This window comes from Prevotella herbatica, from assembly GCF_017347605.1.
Lineage (GTDB): Bacteria > Bacteroidota > Bacteroidia > Bacteroidales > Bacteroidaceae > Prevotella > Prevotella herbatica.
Genome location: NZ_AP024484.1, coordinates 1,401,044 through 1,417,705, shown reverse-complemented (window position 1 = coordinate 1,417,705; position 16,662 = coordinate 1,401,044). Strand labels below are relative to the sequence as shown.

The window sequence follows — 16,662 nt, the reverse complement described above, 5'->3', positions numbered from 1 at the left end:
ATGGCTCAGAAATTAGTCCAGACACAAGAACAGAAGCTAGCGCAGGTGATGCGTCTGTCGCAACAGCAGATGTTACAGGTACACCTGCTGGAAATGCCTTTGACGGAATTAGAAGAGAATATCAATACCGAACTTGATGACAATCCCGCACTTGAAAGGGATGATAATGAGATGGGACTGACCGATAGTGATGATAATTTTGCTGACGGAGATGATGACTCTTCTGATTTTGACGTGCAGGTAGAAAAGGAAGAACGACAGGATGCACTCGATGCTGCCCTCGAAAGTATTGGGGGGGATGATGCAATGCCTCAGGCTTCCTTCTCAAACAGTAATGATAATGCTGACTATGAGGAAATAATATATGGAGACACCACTTCTTTCTATGACAGATTGAAGGAACAGATGGATATGATGTCTCTTAATAGCGAGCAGCATGAAGTTATGGAATATCTGATAGGAAGTCTTGATGATGACGGACTTCTTAGAAAAGATTTGGATACAATAAGCGATGAACTCGCCATATATCATAATATTGAAGTTGCAACTGACGAAATAGATGATATACTTAAGATGCTCCAAAGTATGGACCCTGCTGGTATTGGTGCGCGCTCACTTCAGGAATGTCTGCTATTGCAGGTTGAAAGAATGCGAGAAGATGATAAGACATCTGGTAATATTCGACTTCTTGATGCTATGGAAACTGTATTCAAGGATTATTTCGATGAATTTACTAAGAAGCATTGGGATAAAATCCAGATGCAGATGATGCTCAACGATACACAGATTGACACGCTGAGAAAAGAAATAAGAAAATTGAATCCTAAACCAGGAGCTGCATTAGGTGAAACCGAAGGTATAAATATTCAGCAAATAACTCCTGATTTCATTGTTGATACAGCTGATGATGGCTCTGTTTCTTTCACTCTTAATCAAGGAAATATTCCAGAGCTGAAAGTATCTTCCACGTTTTCTGAAATGGTTGATACGTACAAGAACAACAAGGACGGTATGAATCGACAGACAAAAGAAGCTTTGCTATATGCCAAAGGAAAAGTAGATAAGGCGCAAGGATTCATAGAGGCAATAAAGCAACGTCGCCATACTCTCACGGTAACGATGAAGGCTATCATAAATTGGCAGAGAAAATTCTTTCAAGACGGTGATGAGAGCGATTTGAAACCAATGATTCTTAAAGATATTGCTGACAAGACAGGACTTGATATATCTACAATAAGTAGAGTAAGTAATGTGAAGTATGCCCAGACAAGATGGGGAACGTTTCCATTACGTTTCTTCTTTACAGACTCATATACAACAGATGATGGGGAAGAAATGTCTACAAGAAAGATAAAGCTGGCATTGAAAGAAGTTATTGATAAGGAAAACAAGAAAAAGCCGCTCAGTGACGATGCGTTGGCTAAGATAATGAAGGAAAAAGGTTATCCTATTGCACGACGTACAATAGCAAAATATAGAGAACAGATGAATTTGCCAGTAGCAAGATTGAGACGCTATTGACAATTATATTCTGAAACGACAAAAAATATGAAAGAAAAGGATATTATATTAACTGCAAGAATCGCCAGTATGGTGTTTACTCCATTCTATTTGCCAATAGTTGGTTTGCTGGCATTGTTTCTCTTCAGTTATTTGGGGCTTTTACCTTGGTCGTACAAATTCACAGTATTGGCTTTGGTGTATGCTTTCACTATACTGTTGCCTACACTGTTGATACATTTGTATCGAACATATCAGGGATGGTCGCTTATCGAGTTGGGTGTAAAAGAGCGAAGAATGGTGCCGTATGTTATTTCAATATTGTGCTATTTTAGTTGCTATTACATAATGAGCATATTCCATATACCTCATTTTATGGGTGGAATATTAGTCGCAGCACTACTGATACAGTTGATATGTGCCATAATAAACGTATGGTGGAAAATATCTGTACATGCAACGGCTATAGGTGGAGTTGCAGGAGCATTGCTGGCATTTGCACTGATATTCGATTTTAATCCTATATGGTGGTTATGCCTGACGTTAATCATATCGGGTGTTGTAGGAACAAGCCGTATGGTATTGCGTCAACATTCGCTGTCACAGATAACTGTGGCGTGGCTGTTGGGTGCTATCGTGGCATTTATGGCTATAGCAATAGTGTGATATAATAAAAGAAAACAAAATTAAAAACAAAGAATAATATGAAACCAGTAGTAAGTATTATCATGGGCAGTACAAGTGATCTGCCTGTTATGGAAAAAGCGTGTAAATGGCTTAATGATAACGAAATCCCATTCGAAGTAAATGCTCTCTCAGCACATCGTACTCCTGATGCCGTTGAGACTTTTGCAAAGCAAGCTAAAGGACGTGGCATAAAGGTTATCATTGCTGCAGCTGGTATGGCAGCAGCATTACCAGGTGTTATTGCTGCATCTACAATATTGCCTGTTATTGGTGTGCCAATTAAGGGTATGCTTGATGGTCTTGACGCTATGCTTTCTATCATTCAGATGCCTCCAGGCATACCTGTTGCTACTGTTGGAGTTAACGGTGCTCAGAATGCAGCAATCCTTGCTGCTGAAATGATTGCACTTTGCGATGAAGATGTAGCAAAGAAGATTGACGCATGGAAAGCTGGACTTGGCGCAAAGATAGAAAAGGCTAATAAAGACCTCGCAGAAATTAAAGATTATAAATTTAAATGCAATTAAGACATTCTCTGTTCTGTTGAAATTGACAGGAATGTTTAATATTTATGGATATATTTAATTATCAGCGTCGTGAAACAACTGTTGTTCATGTAGGCGCTATAGATATGGGCGGTGACAATCCTATACGTATTCAGTCCATGACCACCACAAACACTAATGATACAGATGCTTGTGTAGCTCAGGCTGAAGATATTATTAAGGCTGGTGGAGAACTCGTTAGACTAACAACACAAGGTAGCAAGGAAGCAGAGAATTTAAAGAATATCAATGCCAAGTTGCGTGCTGATGGTTACACGACACCACTAGTTGCCGATGTACACTTTAATCCTAATGTTGCTGATGTTGCTGCTTTATATGCCGAGAAGGTAAGAATTAATCCAGGCAACTATGTCGATCCTGCTCGTAAGTTTATAAAGCAGGAATATACAGATGAAGAATATTCGCAGGAACTGAAGAAGATAAAAGACCGTTTCATTCCATTCCTTAATATATGTAAGGAAAATCATACAGCTATTCGTATTGGAGTGAACCACGGAAGTCTTAGCGACCGCATACGTAACAGATATGGTGATACTCCTGAAGGCATTGTAGAGAGTTGTATGGAGTTTCTGCGTATATGTAAGGAACAGGATTTTAATGATGTCGTCATATCTATAAAATCTTCAAATACTGTAGTTATGGTTCGTTCTGTACGTCTTTTGGTTGAACAGATGCTAAAAGAGGATATGAAATATCCTTTGCATCTTGGAGTCACCGAAGCCGGTGAGGGCGAGGATGGACGTATAAAGAGTGCTGTAGGAATAGGCGCATTATTGTCTGATGGCATTGGTGACACTGTTCGTGTAAGTCTTAGTGAAGAACCTTCTGCCGAGATACCTGTTGCACGTCATCTTGTAGACTATATATCAAATAAGGCTGGCCATCTTATTGTTCCTGGAACTCAGGCAAACGAATTTGATTGGTTGCATCCTGAGCGTCGTTTTACCCGTGCAGCGAATGGTATTGGTGGAAGTAATGTTCCTGTTGTGATAGCAAACGGAAAAGGAAATTCAGATTCAAGTGATGACAGACAAAAGGCTGACTATTTATATGTTGGTTCTGAACTTCCTGCAGAATTGGATAATAGGCAGAATTATATATTAGACTTTAATGTATACGCTGAACTCCAGGCAAAAGGAACCCTTCCTGTTGGCGATAATTACGCAAAGGGTATATATCCAATATTCCCTATTACGGCAATGCCATTTATCAGTATGATAAAAGCCGAGTTGAAGTTTCTTGTTCTACAGTTTGGTACTCCAACTGAAGAATATATTGCTTGTCTGAAGACTCATCCAGAGGTAGTTGTGGTATGCACAAGCAATCATCAGAATAAATTAGCCGATCAGCGTGCTCTTGTTCATGAAATATGGAATAACGGCGCCTTTAATCCTGTTGTCTTTACACAGATGTATCGACATACGAAAGCAGAGAAAAGTGATTTCCAACTAGAGGCTGCTGCGGACATGGGTGCATTGATGATAGACGGACTTACCGACGGAATTTGGCTGATGAATGATGGTGATATTGCAAATGATGTCATTACCGACACAGCTTTCGGAATACTTCAGGCAGCACGCCTGCGTACTAGCAAAACAGAATATATCAGTTGTCCTGGATGTGGTCGTACTCTATATGATCTTCGTGAAACTATAGCAGAAATTCGTGAGGCAACAAAGCACATGAAAGGTTTGAAAATAGGTATCATGGGGTGTATCGTAAACGGTCCTGGTGAGATGGCTGATGCCGATTACGGATATGTAGGTGCTGGAATAAATAAGGTTTCACTATATCGCAAGCAGGTGTGTGTAGAGAAAAACATACCTCAGGAAGTAGCAGTGGAACATCTTTTAGCATTAATCAATAACGATCAAAAACAAAAATAAAAAGCCTATGGAACTAAAACAAAACTATCTTGCGGATTCACATCGGTATGATAGCTCAGAAACGTTCTATCGCCGTTGTGGTAAAAGTGGAGTGATGCTGCCTAAGATATCACTTGGCTTTTGGCATAATTTTGGTGGTGTGGATCCCTATGAGCGTAGCCGTGCCATTACTCACTATGCCTTCGACCATGGAATAACGCATTTTGATTTGGCAAATAATTATGGTCCTCCATACGGAAGTGCTGAGGAAACAATGGGAAGACTCATGGACGATAGTTTCAAACCTTATCGTGATGAACTGTTTATTTCCAGTAAAGCTGGTTATGACATGTGGGAAGGACCTTATGGTAACTGGGGATCAAGAAAATATCTTTTCGCCAGTATTGAACAGAGTCTTAAACGTATGCACCTTGATTATGTAGACTTATTCTACAGTCATCGTTACGATCCAAACACACCTTTGGAGGAAACTCTTCAGGCTCTTGTTGACATTGTAAAACAAGGTAAGGCTTTGTATATAGGTATAAGCAGATGGCCTTTGGAGGCATTGAAGTTTGCTGATAAATATCTAAAGGAACGTGATGTTCCGTTGTTGATATTCCAAGATAAACTGAATTTGTTGAATCGTGGTCCACAGGAGAGTGGAACTCTTGATTATTGTCATGATAACGGCATCGGCTTTATTGGCTTTTCGCCATTAGCTCAGGGCTTGCTTACCGACAGATATATCAATGGTATTCCTGAAGACAGCAGAATGGCTCAAGGAAAATTCCTTAAGAGTGATATGCTTACACCAGAACTTATCGCTCAGTTGAGAGCGTGGAACGTTGAGGCTTCGGCACAAGGTAAGACACTTGCCGAGAAAGCTTTGTCGTGGATTTTAGAACAACAGGGCGTAACTAGCGTCATTGTTGGTGCCAGCTCGGTGCCCCAGCTGGAAAAGAACTTAAAGGCTGCTGAATAGCCTATTACATCATATAACATACGCCATATATACATGTGGCGTATGTGTATGCTTACTTTAAATAATCACGTTCAATTTATTATCATGAAAATTAAAACTAGAATTATAGCCACGTCGTGTGTAATCGTTTTATGGTTTAATAATCTAAGTATCCTTGCTCAAACGCAGAATACAAATCTGGATTTTGGAAATCCAACCACAGAAGAAATGAAAATGACTTCTTGTTCTATTGAACCTAATGCACCTGCCGTAGTATTGTGCAAATTAGATAATGTAAACTATGATATCAGAGATGGTAACTTTTGTGTCGTTTATGACATAAAAGAGCGTATTAAAATACTGAAACCAGAAGGAAAGGACTATGCCAATGTCAGTATCAATTATGTCGACTTTCAAAGAAATCCTATGAACAGTGAAAAGATAGATGGATTGAAAGCTGTGGCTTTTAATATGACTGACGGAAAAATAGTAAAGACAAAGATGGATGACAAACTTGTGTTTCGTGAACGCCTTGACAAGGAAGATATGCTGATAAAGTTTACCGTTCCGCAGGTTAAGGTTGGTACAGTCATAGAATATCAATACAAGATAGTAAGTCCTCTTTATTATAATATAAGAAATTGGTATGCACAAACTTCAATCCCTACAATGTATTCCTATTACCATTTGGTTGTACCAGAGTATTTTCAGTTTAACATGGAAAACACGAGTATGTATAAAATGGAGCAAAAATTAAACATTACCGGATGTGCCTTTAATTATGGGGGATCAAGTTTGAACTGTAACGGATGTGAATATAAGTTCACTGCATGCGACATGCCTTCTATTAAGGAAGATGGCTTTGTTTGGCATGCTAAGGATTATTGTAATAAGGTAACGGCAGAACTTAACAGTATTCATCTTCCTGGAGATTCTTATCAGAATTATGCCCAGGACTGGAAAGACATTGATAAGTCTTTGCTTGAGGATGATGATTTTGGACATCGAATGAAAAAATCTAATCCATTTAAGGATGAGATGATGGCTGCTAAAATCTATAATTTGAAAGACAATACAGAAAAGATTGTTGCAATATATCAATTGTTGAAAAAGAAGTTGAAATGGAATGGTGATTATGGCTTCTGGGGACGTTCTTCTCGCAACATTCTTAAAGATGGTAGTGGTGACAATGCTGATATTAATTTTGTGTTGATTAACATGCTTAATGATGCTGGTGTAAAGGCTGTGCCTGTCGTTATGAGCACACGTGACAATGGTAGATTACCTCTTACTTATCCTTCAATGAAATTCCTTAATACTTTTGTTGTAGGTGCATACACCAATGATTCCACGATGGTATTTATTGATTCGTCGATAGATGATGGATACTTGAATGTCTTACCTCCAAAGCTACTTACAGACAGGGCTCGTATAATAGCTAAAGATAATTGCAAATGGGTTAATTTGCAGTACATCGCACAAGCTAAGGAGAATATTAAAGTTATTGCGCAACTAAATCCTCAGGGTGTTTTGACAGGTATGGTTAAAAGCACAAGTATGAATAACTTTGCTGCAAGAGTTAGAAATGAGTTTAAACAGGCTAAGGACAGTGCTGATTTCGTAAGCAAAAAGGCTCAGGAAGAAGGGCTTGAAATAACAGATTATAAAATTACGGATAGAACGTCTTTCTCGCCTTCTGTTTGTGAGACTTATTCTTTCTCAAAGAATTGTGAAGCTACATCTGATCATATCTATGTTAATCCACTTGTCATAATACCAATCAAGGAGAATCCTTTCACCGCAACAGAGCGCAAACTTCCTATTGAATTTCCTTATAAACAGTCCATATTGCTTAATGTACACATAACAATTCCAGAAGGATATATTGTTGAGGAAAAAGGCAATGGTGCAAGAATTGAAACTCCAAATAAAGAAATATCATGCAATATAAGGTGTGCTGTTGATGATAAGACTTCTTTTGTACAGTATAAATTAGACATAAACGATACTTTTTTTGGTGTAACAGACTATAATATGGTAAAGGATGTTTATGCAAAGATATGTGAGTATAGTAAAAATATGTTGGTATTAAAGAAAATGTAATGAAAAATAATATATCATTATACATAATTGCAGGATTGCTGATGATCTCGCAATTCTGCAATGCGCAGACAAATGTTATCGTGTTGGAGGACAATACTCAGGTACAAATCCATGACAAGTCATCTGCAACATGCAACATGCATAGCATGATTAAGGTTATAAATGAAAAAGGTGCCGATGCTGTTAACTTTGATTGCCAATGCTCCAAGGATGAGCGGATATCAAGCTTCTCGGGCGTAATCACTGACCAGACAGGGCGTGTGTTACGTAAGATTAAGAAAGGAGACCTGCTTAAGTCTGAGTATTCTCATGAAATGGCAACAGATGACTATATGATGTATTTTCAATATACGCCACCTGTATATCCAATAACAGTAACTTATGATTGGACTGTTGAAATGTCAAATGGTTTTGTGTCGCTTCCTTCTTTTGCTCCACAGACGGATTATGATGTGGAGGTAAACCATGCATCCTATAAATTGATAACACCAAATGACAATCCATGTAGATATCAATGCATAAATACTAATTGGAAAGTAAACAAAACTACTCTTGGTAATAATACTGTTATTGAGGTTTCGATGGATAGTTTGCACGCTATACATAAGGAATCATATTCAAAGCCCATATACCAAATCATGCCACGTATACTTTTTGCGCCTGCTGACTTTGTATATAAGGGTACAAAGGGAAGTATGGCTTCATGGCATGATTTGGGATTGTGGTTTAATGGATTGTTGACCGGTAGGAATTTCTTTAATAATACAGCCAAAACTCGAATACATGAACTAACTGATACCTGCAGGGATGCTAAGTCTAAAATAGCCCTTTTATATCAGTTACTTGAAAAGTCTACTAGATACGTGAGTATTCAACTAGGAATTGGTGGAATGCAACCTATTGCCGCCTCTGATGTTTATAATAATGGCTTTGGTGATTGCAAAGGACTGTCAAACTATATGCGTGCCATGCTTAATGAAGTAGGTATTCACTCTAATTATGCTATAATAAGTACAAAATATGATCGTCAGCTGCCGACTTTCCCAAGTCTAGACCTATTTGATCATGCTATATTACAAGTTCCTTTAAAAGGAGATACAATATGGATTGAATGCACTGCTCCTGATTTAGCCCTTGGATATGTTCATTCCGACATAGCCGGGCACAATGCTTTAGTGATGACAGATGAAGGTGGAGAATTATGCAGGTTGCCGGAATATGCTGATACAACTAATATCCAGCATAGTGATATTGACATAACTCTTGGTCCTGGCAGAATGGCGCTGATTAATATGTCTCAGTGTTCATATATGAGACAATATGAGGACAAACTCGCGCTTGTTTCGGCTGGTGACAAAGAACGTAAAAAATATATTAATGACGTAATGAAAGTTCCTGATGCAGATATCTCAAAAATGGATGTCACGTTACATAAGCAGAGTTATTCTGTTCCTTCAGTTCAGATAGATGCATGTATTTCAAGTCATGGATATGCCAATCTCACTGGTAGCAGACTCTTTGTGCCTCTGAATCCTTCGCATAGGGGTTTTACAGTACCAGAATCCAACAATGTCAGAAAACATGATATATACAAAAGTTATGGATATATTGATGAAGAGAATATAACAATACATATCCCTGCAGGCTTTACTCTTGAAGCATATCCACGTGACACTATCTATCAATCACCTTTTGGTAAATTGGCTTTCTCCCTTGCTCATAAAGGCAACGACATAAAAGTAAATTATAAACTATTGATGAACAAGGGTCTGTTTAGTGCTGATAAATATTCTCAGCTATATGCTTTTATGAAATTATTGGCTTCATTATACAGCCAAAAGATAGTGCTGAAGAAAATATAGAAATATTGCTAACTAAATCATTTCTCCTTTGATCTGATGTTTCGTGGGTGATGTTCAAGTATTTCCTGCCTAAGTGTAGTAATATCAATGTGAGTATATATTTCTGTTGTGCCTATATCTTCGTGTCCTAGCATTGCCTGTATGGCACGAAGATCAGCACCACCTTGCAATAATGCTGTTGCGAAGCTATGGCGCATGGTATGTGGTGATATTGTCTTTTTAATACCAGCCTTCTCGGCTTCCTTTTTTATCATTATAAGTATCATCGTGCGTGTAAGATGACTGCCTCGACGATTAAGAAATACGTAATCTTCTTCGCCAGTTTTGATATCTAGCTGTTTTCGGTCATAAAACCATAGGTTCAGTTCCTTTATTGCGCGCTGAGAGATTGGTACAAGACGTTCTTTGCGACCCTTGCCTATTACCTGAACGAATCCCTCATCAAGAAATAATTGAGACAATTTTAGGTTTACAAGTTCTGAAACTCGTAATCCACATGAAAATAAAACTTCTATTATAGCTTTGTTGCGTTGCCCTTCTTTAGTAGTGAGATCTATTACGTTCTCAAGCTTGTCAACTTCAGGAGTAGACAATACCTCTGGTAGATGTTTTCCTAGATTTGGTGACTCTAGTAGTTCTGATGGGTCAGCATCTATATATCCATCTAAAAGCAGATAACGATAAAAAGATCTTACTCCGCTAAGTATTCTTGCCTGTGATGTTGGACCAATACCCTTTTCGTGGATAGTGGCAGCAAAGTTCTGTAAATCTTCAAGTTGTAACTGCAATACGTTTTTACTTATCTCCAGACAATAGTCAAGCAGACTTTTTATGTCATGTATATAAGCGTCAACTGTATTAGTTGAGTAATTACGTTCCAATTTAAGATATCTCTGGTAAGCCTTAAGAATATTAGTGGAATAATTCTTGTCTGTTTCCATTTATTTTGTTATTTTTGCAAAGATAGTGCAAGTCGAAGACAATACAAAATAAAAAGTATTTTTATTTTTATTGTTGAGGCGCCGCCTATCTTGACCGAAGGTAGAGTAGTGCAAGTCGAAGACAATACAAAATAAAAAGCATTTTTATTTTTACTGTTGAGGTGTCGTCTATCTTGACCGAATGTAGAATAGTGTAAGCTGGAGCCGATACAAAATATAACAATATATTCTTAAGATTATGAAGATTCAAATCATTAATGGTCCAAACCTCAATTTGCTTGGAGTTCGTGAACCAGGTATATATGGTAGTAACTCTTTTGAGAGCTACCTTCCACAGCTTAAGGCAAAATATTCTGATATTGAAATAGAATATTATCAAAGCAATCTTGAAGGCGAACTGATAGATAAATTGCAGGAAGTAGGATTCTCTTATGATGGAATCGTTCTTAATGCCGGTGCATATACACATACTAGTATTGCCTTGCAAGACTGTATCCGCAGTTTGAAATGCCCAGTCGTAGAAGTCCATATCAGTAATGTTCATAAGCGAGAGGAGTTCCGTCATCATTCATATCTAAGTTCTGCATGTCTTGGTGTAATTTGTGGATTCGGATTTGCTGGATATGACATGGCTATACAAGGAATATTAGCTAATATGCCTGAAAAGAAATAGAAATGAATAGACACGGAGAAATAAATGTCCCAGCATTGCAAAGTGTTGAGGAAGACATTAATAATTATATCGCAAAGCATATCGATCCGGAAAGCGAATATTTGTTTAGCCTTTATAGGGCAACCAACATACATACTGTACATGGGCGTATGGCAAGTGGACATATTCAGGGACAGCTTTTAAAGATGCTTGTTGGTATGATTAAGCCAAAGAATATTCTTGAGGTTGGTACTTTTAGTGGATATAGTGCTATAAGCATGGCTAATGGACTGGATAGCGACGGAAAGATCTATACGTTTGAGATTAATGATGAAATGGAAGACTTCACTAGAAAATGGATTGAAGGTTCTGACGTTGCTAATAAGATTGTTTTTAATATCGGTGATGCAAACATCCTTGCACCCAAATTAGGGATAGACTTCGATATGGCCTTTATTGATGGAGACAAACGTACTTATATAGAAACCTATGAGATGACAATGAAGATATTGCGCAAAGGTGGATATATACTTGCTGATAATACATTATGGGATGGACATGTAATAGATCCTGCTTATGATCGTGACCGACAGACTATTGGTATAAGAAATTTCAATGATCATGTAGCTGCTGATGATAGGGTAGAAAAAGTGATATTGCCAATACGTGATGGATTGTCATTGATAAAGAAGATAAAATAAGCCTCTATTATACTGTACGTTCTACCAGAAAAGTTTTTTTAATGCCACTAATGTCATAATGTCACAAACCCTTTGTTTATAGGGCTTCAGCCAGTGACATTAAGTGATATTATCAGGTTAAAAGTGACATTAACCTGCAAATCACACCTGTTTTTCGCGTTTTTTTAGCAATTATGCTATTTTCATAATAGATGTTTGCTCTTATAAAGTTTTATCGAATATAGTCTGGCTTACTCAATAATACGAATAATTCAGAAATCTACTTCATTCATATTTATATTAATGATTTTGAAGTATGCAAATAATTATCAAATATGAGCGTATAAACTATTACCTAAATTTTTGCGAATTCTGGGTAATCCTATTACCCGAGTGTCTGAGTAATCGGATTACCCAACGTAGGTAATCGGGTTACCTAACATGAAAAACTCAATTACCCACGTTGGGTAATTGAATTGCCTAACGTGAAAAACGATATTGCTTGACGTTGGTAAAAGAATTACTATCAATAAAACTACAAAAATAGGATTGATTACAATTATCAGTATTATTGTAGTTGGGCTCTGTGATAAGCCCCAAACATATTGCAAAGTATAGCACATGATGACGAGTACAGACCATCATAAACGAAAAAACGTCTATATATGTATTGCGTATTTTGCAAAAAATCGCCAAAAATAGGTGCAATTTACTGTTTAATGTCACTTTTACCCCGATAATGTCACTTAATGTCACTGGCTGAAGCCCTATAAACAAAGGGTTTGTGACAAAGTAACATTAGTGGCATTAAAAAAACTTTTTCTGGTAGAGCCAAGCCCATTTATAGGGTGATTATAATAATCAATGATTGAGAACAGCTGCATTAATATTTATAGTACGTAGCTTCGATATTATCTCTAATTCAGAAACGTCACAGCATTCTACTTTTAGAACTTTCTCCCAGTCTTCAAAATCTAGGCTAATATTAAATATTTTGAAACTATTTTTCAACAATGTCCTTATATGTTTTATCTGCTTCTTCTTTGAAACCGAAGTTGTGAATATTAAAATTTGATGTTTCATATTGATATAATTTTATAATTTCAACTTTTCTTTTAAAATCTTATATCCTGTCAGACTTATTCTTATCTGCTCGCCATTGTTAAGAGACAACATCTGTTTCTGACCATACCTTTCTATTTTTGATATTTTGCTGATGTTGACAATATATGAGCGGTGTACTCTTGCAAACTCATTACTTGGTAGGGATTCTTCATAATCTTTAAGTCTTTCGCTTTTAAGCCAGTGCCCTTGATCTGTAACTACAGAAACATAGTCATCTTCAGCCTTAAAGTATATAACTTCATCTACAGGTATTACCTTTATTTTTGTTCCAACCTTGACAGTTATACGTTCAATAACATCAATTGGTGCCACTGTTTCTAGTTTGCTCTCTATCTCTGCATGTTCATCATTCTCAAAATCATTCTCAGACATATTACTTATATAATATCTTCTGAACGATGCATAAATGACAATAAGGCAAAAAACTCTTGCTGGCAATGATTGAAAATATATTGATAAACTTTCTTTTGAAAATTCAGTCATAACTAGATATTCTAATAATACCATTATTGTGACAGACAAAAGTGCATAAGCAATATGTATTGTCACAGACTGATAAAAACCAAGAATTTCAATACGGCTATATGTAAATATGCTCCATAAAATCACAGCTTCACAAAAAAGCAGTAAAGAGCTTATTATCGCATCAGCACTAATACCAATAGGTGAGAGACTAAAGGATAATCCAAAACTCAATGCATAAGCAACACCTAGCAGCACAGATAGAAATATGTGATGCTGACGCGTTAATGAGTTATGTAGTATCAGATTTTCCATTATTCTATACTTCCTCCACCTAATATGAAGCTGGCATCTATAATCAGGCGTCGGTCGCTGTTTACTCCGTTAGTGCGTCTATGATCCCCGAAGCCACCTAATATAGAATCGCTATTAACCTTAACATTCCAATCTAATGGCAATAATAGTGTTACACCACCACAAATAGAACTAATTTTAAGTGTTGTGTCACCTTCTGGGAGTGTTGTTCGACGTAAGTCTAGTTTTGCACCTCCCATAATCGTACTTATCTCACCTCCGTAGAATACTGGTTCTAAAAATATTTCATCAATACCGTTCATTACAAGATTATAATCTACCTTACCGTCTTTAGAACCAATATTACTTTTCATTCTACAACTGTTATGATGAAAACTATGATGATTGTGTCTATTAAATATAATTAATAAACCTATTGCTATGATAATTACTGGCCAGAACGTAGCATGCAGTGTTGCTTCAGAATAATTGAATCCCATAATGGGAGATAATTCTGGCATAAGAAACCAAATTCCAATAATAGCTAGAATCAATCCGCTTACATAATGATGTTTATATATAGCGATAGCACTCCATAATAAGATTAATGACTGCCATGAGACAATAACATTTTTCCATGCCTCAGGAAATAGCCCCAAATTTGATAATAGGTATATCACACCTACAGCAATGAAAACGGTTCCCAAAACAAATTTTTTAGAATTACTTCTTTCCATAATTTTAATATTTTATGTTTCTATCAAAAAATATTCAATAGCATTCTTTATGCTTCATATTTTGATGATGCAAAGATATAAACTAATTGATTGTTTTGCAATACCTTATCGGTGAACTAATATATTACGATCGGTGAATTTAATATTAAGTTCGGTGAATCTCAGGCATAATTACAGATATTATTCACTGCTCAAAGCTTTTGCTATCTTAAGAAATTTGTTTTCCGACAATATTTCATGAGTGACAAATTTACCTTTATAGAAGAGGCTGTAAGTTGTAAATGGTGATGGTGCATTCTGAGCTTCTGCAGTTGTTTCAATTTTGACAGACTTGAACGGAATGTCATTTTCATTCGCTACAACTTCTATCAATGGTGCATATTTCGCAGTGAATGGGCATTGAGCTGTATAGTACAATACCATTCCCTGTTCTTGAATTGCAGTATTTTTAACCGATGGTTTGAATTTTGGAATCTCTGCAGTATTATCGAATGGGAGATATAGCAGTTCGAAATATGGCTCGGCAGTATCTGCGAGTTTAAATCCTTTGTGGCGGAAGTATTTTGGATCTGCGATAAATGGCATCTTCTTCTTTGATGATAAGACAACTAATCCTTTCATGCCCTTCTCTTTGCTGTCACGTATGCACTCTTCAAGTAGCATACTAGAGTTGCCTTGTCCCTTAAACTGTCCGCTCACCCATAAACAGTCAATGTACATATATCCTGGAGCCTCAATAGGACCCCATGCTTTCTCGGCAGGGATGTATTCAATAAAACATTTACCTCTTACATTTCCTTTCTTGAAAACAAGACCGTCATCAAGTCTTTCTGCTATCCATGATTTCTTGGATACCACTTGAATATCTTCTTTATTCGAGATGGCACAGCATATATGTTCATTCTTTAGATTTTCTTTTGTAATTGTGATTATGTCCATAGCATTGTTTATTATAAGATGTTGTATTTATTAATTATGTTTTGTAACTTGTCAAGAAATATGCATGATTGCTCACCATCCATCTGTGTGTGATGAAACTGGAAAGATATTGAAAGTGTTGTTTTCATCCATCTTCGTTTATATTTTCCCCATGCCATAAAAGGATTGTTGAAAATTCCCGAATAAAGATTTACAATGCCGTCTATATCATATTTGACAAGTGCAGAAGTGCCTATTATCATGTAATCATCACCTAAATTATGTGCATTGCCAGTTTCGTATACTAGTTTAGTCAGTCGTAGATAATTACTACAAAACAACTCAATGTCATCTGAGAAGGGAATGTCACAGGTGTTGATTTTGCCATCTTTGGTCTTTATAACGATATTTATTCCAAGCTTATCGAATTGTATCAATTTCCTATTAACTGGTAAAAAATAGAACTCTTCAATATCCGATGCTGCCTTCCCAATGCACCAACACATAAGCATATTGAATTTATAACCAGACTTATGCGCTAATTTCACAAGGCGCTTGACGTTTAAGGTCTTGAAAATCGTTACCATCGGCATTGGGGCCTTCATCCATAATTCAAAAGCACCAGCTCGTTTAGTTTGTAGTGGGTCTATTTCCTTCATGTAATCTTTATTTTTGAAGTTTGTTAATGTTTCCGTTTATAATATTTTCTAAATTGTCTTTCACTTTTTCATCAGACCAGTTCCACCATTGCACATCCTGCAACTTCTTTATTGTATCATCATTAAACCGTTTACGGATTTCCTTTGCTGGTACTCCTCCAACAATAGAATATGGTGCAACGTCTTTTGTTACAACAGCGCGTGTCCCAATGATAGCTCCGTCGCCAATAGTTACACCTTGCATGATGATGGCTTCATAGCCAATCCATACATCATTACCGATAATGATATCACCATTGTTATCCCATGCTCGTGCTACCTTCCATTCATCTAGTCCCCATTCTTCAGGGAAAACAGGGAATGGATAAGTGGAAAGAGACTTCAAAGAATGATTTCCTCCTGTAAACATAAACTTGGCGCCACATGCTATAGAGCAGTATTTGCCAATCACAAGTTTTTCCTTGTTGCATAACGGATAATGATAGAGCACATTGTTGTGCTCAAAATCACGTGGATCGTTTACAAAATCATTATACATTGTGAAGTCACCTACGATGATGTTCGGGTCTTTTACAACGGATTTGAGATAAACACTCTCTGTACCGTTATTTCCTTTGCGTGGATATATTTGTTTTGGATTCATAATA

General features: G+C 36.9%; 16 protein-coding genes. 9 read left to right on the top strand and 7 right to left on the bottom strand.

Going from position 1 to position 16,662, the window contains the following annotated elements:
- The 7 genes from rpoN to prwr041_RS05320 all read left to right on the top strand — a co-directional run bounded on the left by rpoN (position 1) and on the right by prwr041_RS05320 (position 9,547).
- The gene (gene rpoN, locus prwr041_RS05350; RefSeq protein ID WP_207155304.1) at positions 1-1,521 is read left to right on the top strand and encodes an RNA polymerase factor sigma-54; all 1,521 of its coding nucleotides are present in this window, start codon (positions 1-3) and stop codon (positions 1,519-1,521) included.
- A gap of 27 nt (positions 1,522-1,548) precedes the next feature.
- Positions 1,549-2,166, top strand: coding sequence for a hypothetical protein (locus prwr041_RS05345; RefSeq protein WP_207155303.1), 618 nt, complete (start codon positions 1,549-1,551; stop codon positions 2,164-2,166).
- Between the two features lie 38 nt (positions 2,167-2,204).
- Positions 2,205-2,714 (top strand): 5-(carboxyamino)imidazole ribonucleotide mutase, encoded by a 510-nt coding sequence (purE, locus tag prwr041_RS05340; protein WP_207155302.1) that lies wholly within the window; start codon positions 2,205-2,207, stop codon positions 2,712-2,714.
- 44 nt (positions 2,715-2,758) lie between these two features.
- Positions 2,759-4,639, top strand: coding sequence for a 4-hydroxy-3-methylbut-2-en-1-yl diphosphate synthase (locus tag prwr041_RS05335; protein ID WP_207155301.1), 1,881 nt, complete (start codon positions 2,759-2,761; stop codon positions 4,637-4,639).
- 7 nt (positions 4,640-4,646) lie between these two features.
- The gene (locus prwr041_RS05330) at positions 4,647-5,603 is read left to right on the top strand and encodes an aldo/keto reductase (protein WP_207155300.1); all 957 of its coding nucleotides are present in this window, start codon (positions 4,647-4,649) and stop codon (positions 5,601-5,603) included.
- Between the two features lie 84 nt (positions 5,604-5,687).
- Positions 5,688-7,685, top strand: a complete 1,998-nt coding sequence (locus tag prwr041_RS05325) for a DUF3857 domain-containing protein (protein WP_207155299.1) — start codon at positions 5,688-5,690, stop codon at positions 7,683-7,685.
- The gene (locus prwr041_RS05320; protein ID WP_207155298.1) at positions 7,685-9,547 is read left to right on the top strand and encodes a DUF3857 domain-containing protein; all 1,863 of its coding nucleotides are present in this window, start codon (positions 7,685-7,687) and stop codon (positions 9,545-9,547) included. The genes prwr041_RS05325 and prwr041_RS05320 overlap by 1 nt, the downstream gene beginning before the upstream one ends.
- A 17-nt stretch (positions 9,548-9,564) precedes the next feature.
- On the opposite strand, the gene xerA is transcribed toward prwr041_RS05320, so the two are convergent.
- Positions 9,565-10,488: a site-specific tyrosine recombinase/integron integrase gene (xerA, locus tag prwr041_RS05315; RefSeq protein WP_207155297.1), complete on the bottom strand. Its 924-nt coding sequence runs from the start codon at positions 10,486-10,488 to the stop codon at positions 9,565-9,567.
- A 238-nt stretch (positions 10,489-10,726) separates the two neighbouring features.
- Between xerA and aroQ the strand changes: the two genes are divergently transcribed.
- Both aroQ and prwr041_RS05305 read left to right on the top strand, forming a co-directional pair.
- Positions 10,727-11,161, top strand: coding sequence for a type II 3-dehydroquinate dehydratase (aroQ, locus tag prwr041_RS05310; protein ID WP_207155296.1), 435 nt, complete (start codon positions 10,727-10,729; stop codon positions 11,159-11,161).
- A 2-nt stretch (positions 11,162-11,163) separates the two neighbouring features.
- Positions 11,164-11,841: an O-methyltransferase gene (locus tag prwr041_RS05305; RefSeq protein WP_207155295.1), complete on the top strand. Its 678-nt coding sequence runs from the start codon at positions 11,164-11,166 to the stop codon at positions 11,839-11,841.
- 840 nt (positions 11,842-12,681) lie between these two features.
- Here prwr041_RS05305 and prwr041_RS05300 read toward each other — a convergent pair.
- The 6 genes from prwr041_RS05300 to prwr041_RS05275 form a co-directional block, all read right to left on the bottom strand.
- On the bottom strand, positions 12,682-12,903 hold the full coding sequence (locus prwr041_RS05300) for a hypothetical protein (RefSeq protein WP_207155294.1): 222 nt from the start codon (positions 12,901-12,903) through the stop codon (positions 12,682-12,684).
- 12 nt (positions 12,904-12,915) lie between these two features.
- Entirely contained in the window at positions 12,916-13,722 is an 807-nt protein-coding gene (locus prwr041_RS05295) for a LytR/AlgR family response regulator transcription factor (RefSeq protein ID WP_207155293.1), read from the bottom strand.
- A complete protein-coding gene (locus tag prwr041_RS05290) occupies positions 13,722-14,438 on the bottom strand; it encodes a LiaF transmembrane domain-containing protein (RefSeq protein WP_207155292.1) in 717 nt (238 codons plus the stop codon). Before prwr041_RS05290 ends, prwr041_RS05295 begins: the two co-directional genes overlap by 1 nt.
- 180 nt (positions 14,439-14,618) lie before the next feature.
- Complete coding sequence (locus tag prwr041_RS05285; protein WP_207155291.1) at positions 14,619-15,377, bottom strand: N-acetyltransferase; 759 nt, start codon at positions 15,375-15,377, stop codon at positions 14,619-14,621.
- 11 nt (positions 15,378-15,388) lie between these two features.
- Positions 15,389-16,015 (bottom strand): CatA-like O-acetyltransferase, family 2, encoded by a 627-nt coding sequence (locus tag prwr041_RS05280; RefSeq protein ID WP_207155290.1) that lies wholly within the window; start codon positions 16,013-16,015, stop codon positions 15,389-15,391.
- Positions 16,016-16,022: 7 nt separating this feature from the next.
- Positions 16,023-16,658, bottom strand: a complete 636-nt coding sequence (locus prwr041_RS05275) for a CatB-related O-acetyltransferase (RefSeq protein WP_207155289.1) — start codon at positions 16,656-16,658, stop codon at positions 16,023-16,025.
- Between the last annotated feature and the right edge of the window lie 4 nt (positions 16,659-16,662).

What these genes read in the sequence shown, in the direction of transcription:
- rpoN (WP_207155304.1), top strand. Translation starts at nt 1, where the DNA reads ATGGCTCAGAAATTAGTCCAGACACAAGAACAGAAGCTAGCGCAGGTG.
- prwr041_RS05345 (WP_207155303.1), top strand. Translation starts at nt 1,549, where the DNA reads ATGAAAGAAAAGGATATTATATTAACTGCAAGAATCGCCAGTATGGTG.
- purE (WP_207155302.1), top strand. Translation starts at nt 2,205, where the DNA reads ATGAAACCAGTAGTAAGTATTATCATGGGCAGTACAAGTGATCTGCCT.
- prwr041_RS05335 (WP_207155301.1), top strand. Translation starts at nt 2,759, where the DNA reads ATGGATATATTTAATTATCAGCGTCGTGAAACAACTGTTGTTCATGTA.
- prwr041_RS05330 (WP_207155300.1), top strand. Translation starts at nt 4,647, where the DNA reads ATGGAACTAAAACAAAACTATCTTGCGGATTCACATCGGTATGATAGC.
- prwr041_RS05325 (WP_207155299.1), top strand. Translation starts at nt 5,688, where the DNA reads ATGAAAATTAAAACTAGAATTATAGCCACGTCGTGTGTAATCGTTTTA.
- prwr041_RS05320 (WP_207155298.1), top strand. Translation starts at nt 7,685, where the DNA reads ATGAAAAATAATATATCATTATACATAATTGCAGGATTGCTGATGATC.
- xerA (WP_207155297.1), bottom strand. Translation starts at nt 10,488, where the DNA reads ATGGAAACAGACAAGAATTATTCCACTAATATTCTTAAGGCTTACCAG.
- aroQ (WP_207155296.1), top strand. Translation starts at nt 10,727, where the DNA reads ATGAAGATTCAAATCATTAATGGTCCAAACCTCAATTTGCTTGGAGTT.
- prwr041_RS05305 (WP_207155295.1), top strand. Translation starts at nt 11,164, where the DNA reads ATGAATAGACACGGAGAAATAAATGTCCCAGCATTGCAAAGTGTTGAG.
- prwr041_RS05300 (WP_207155294.1), bottom strand. Translation starts at nt 12,903, where the DNA reads ATGAAACATCAAATTTTAATATTCACAACTTCGGTTTCAAAGAAGAAG.
- prwr041_RS05295 (WP_207155293.1), bottom strand. Translation starts at nt 13,722, where the DNA reads ATGGAAAATCTGATACTACATAACTCATTAACGCGTCAGCATCACATA.
- prwr041_RS05290 (WP_207155292.1), bottom strand. Translation starts at nt 14,438, where the DNA reads ATGGAAAGAAGTAATTCTAAAAAATTTGTTTTGGGAACCGTTTTCATT.
- prwr041_RS05285 (WP_207155291.1), bottom strand. Translation starts at nt 15,377, where the DNA reads ATGGACATAATCACAATTACAAAAGAAAATCTAAAGAATGAACATATA.
- prwr041_RS05280 (WP_207155290.1), bottom strand. Translation starts at nt 16,015, where the DNA reads ATGAAGGAAATAGACCCACTACAAACTAAACGAGCTGGTGCTTTTGAA.
- prwr041_RS05275 (WP_207155289.1), bottom strand. Translation starts at nt 16,658, where the DNA reads ATGAATCCAAAACAAATATATCCACGCAAAGGAAATAACGGTACAGAG.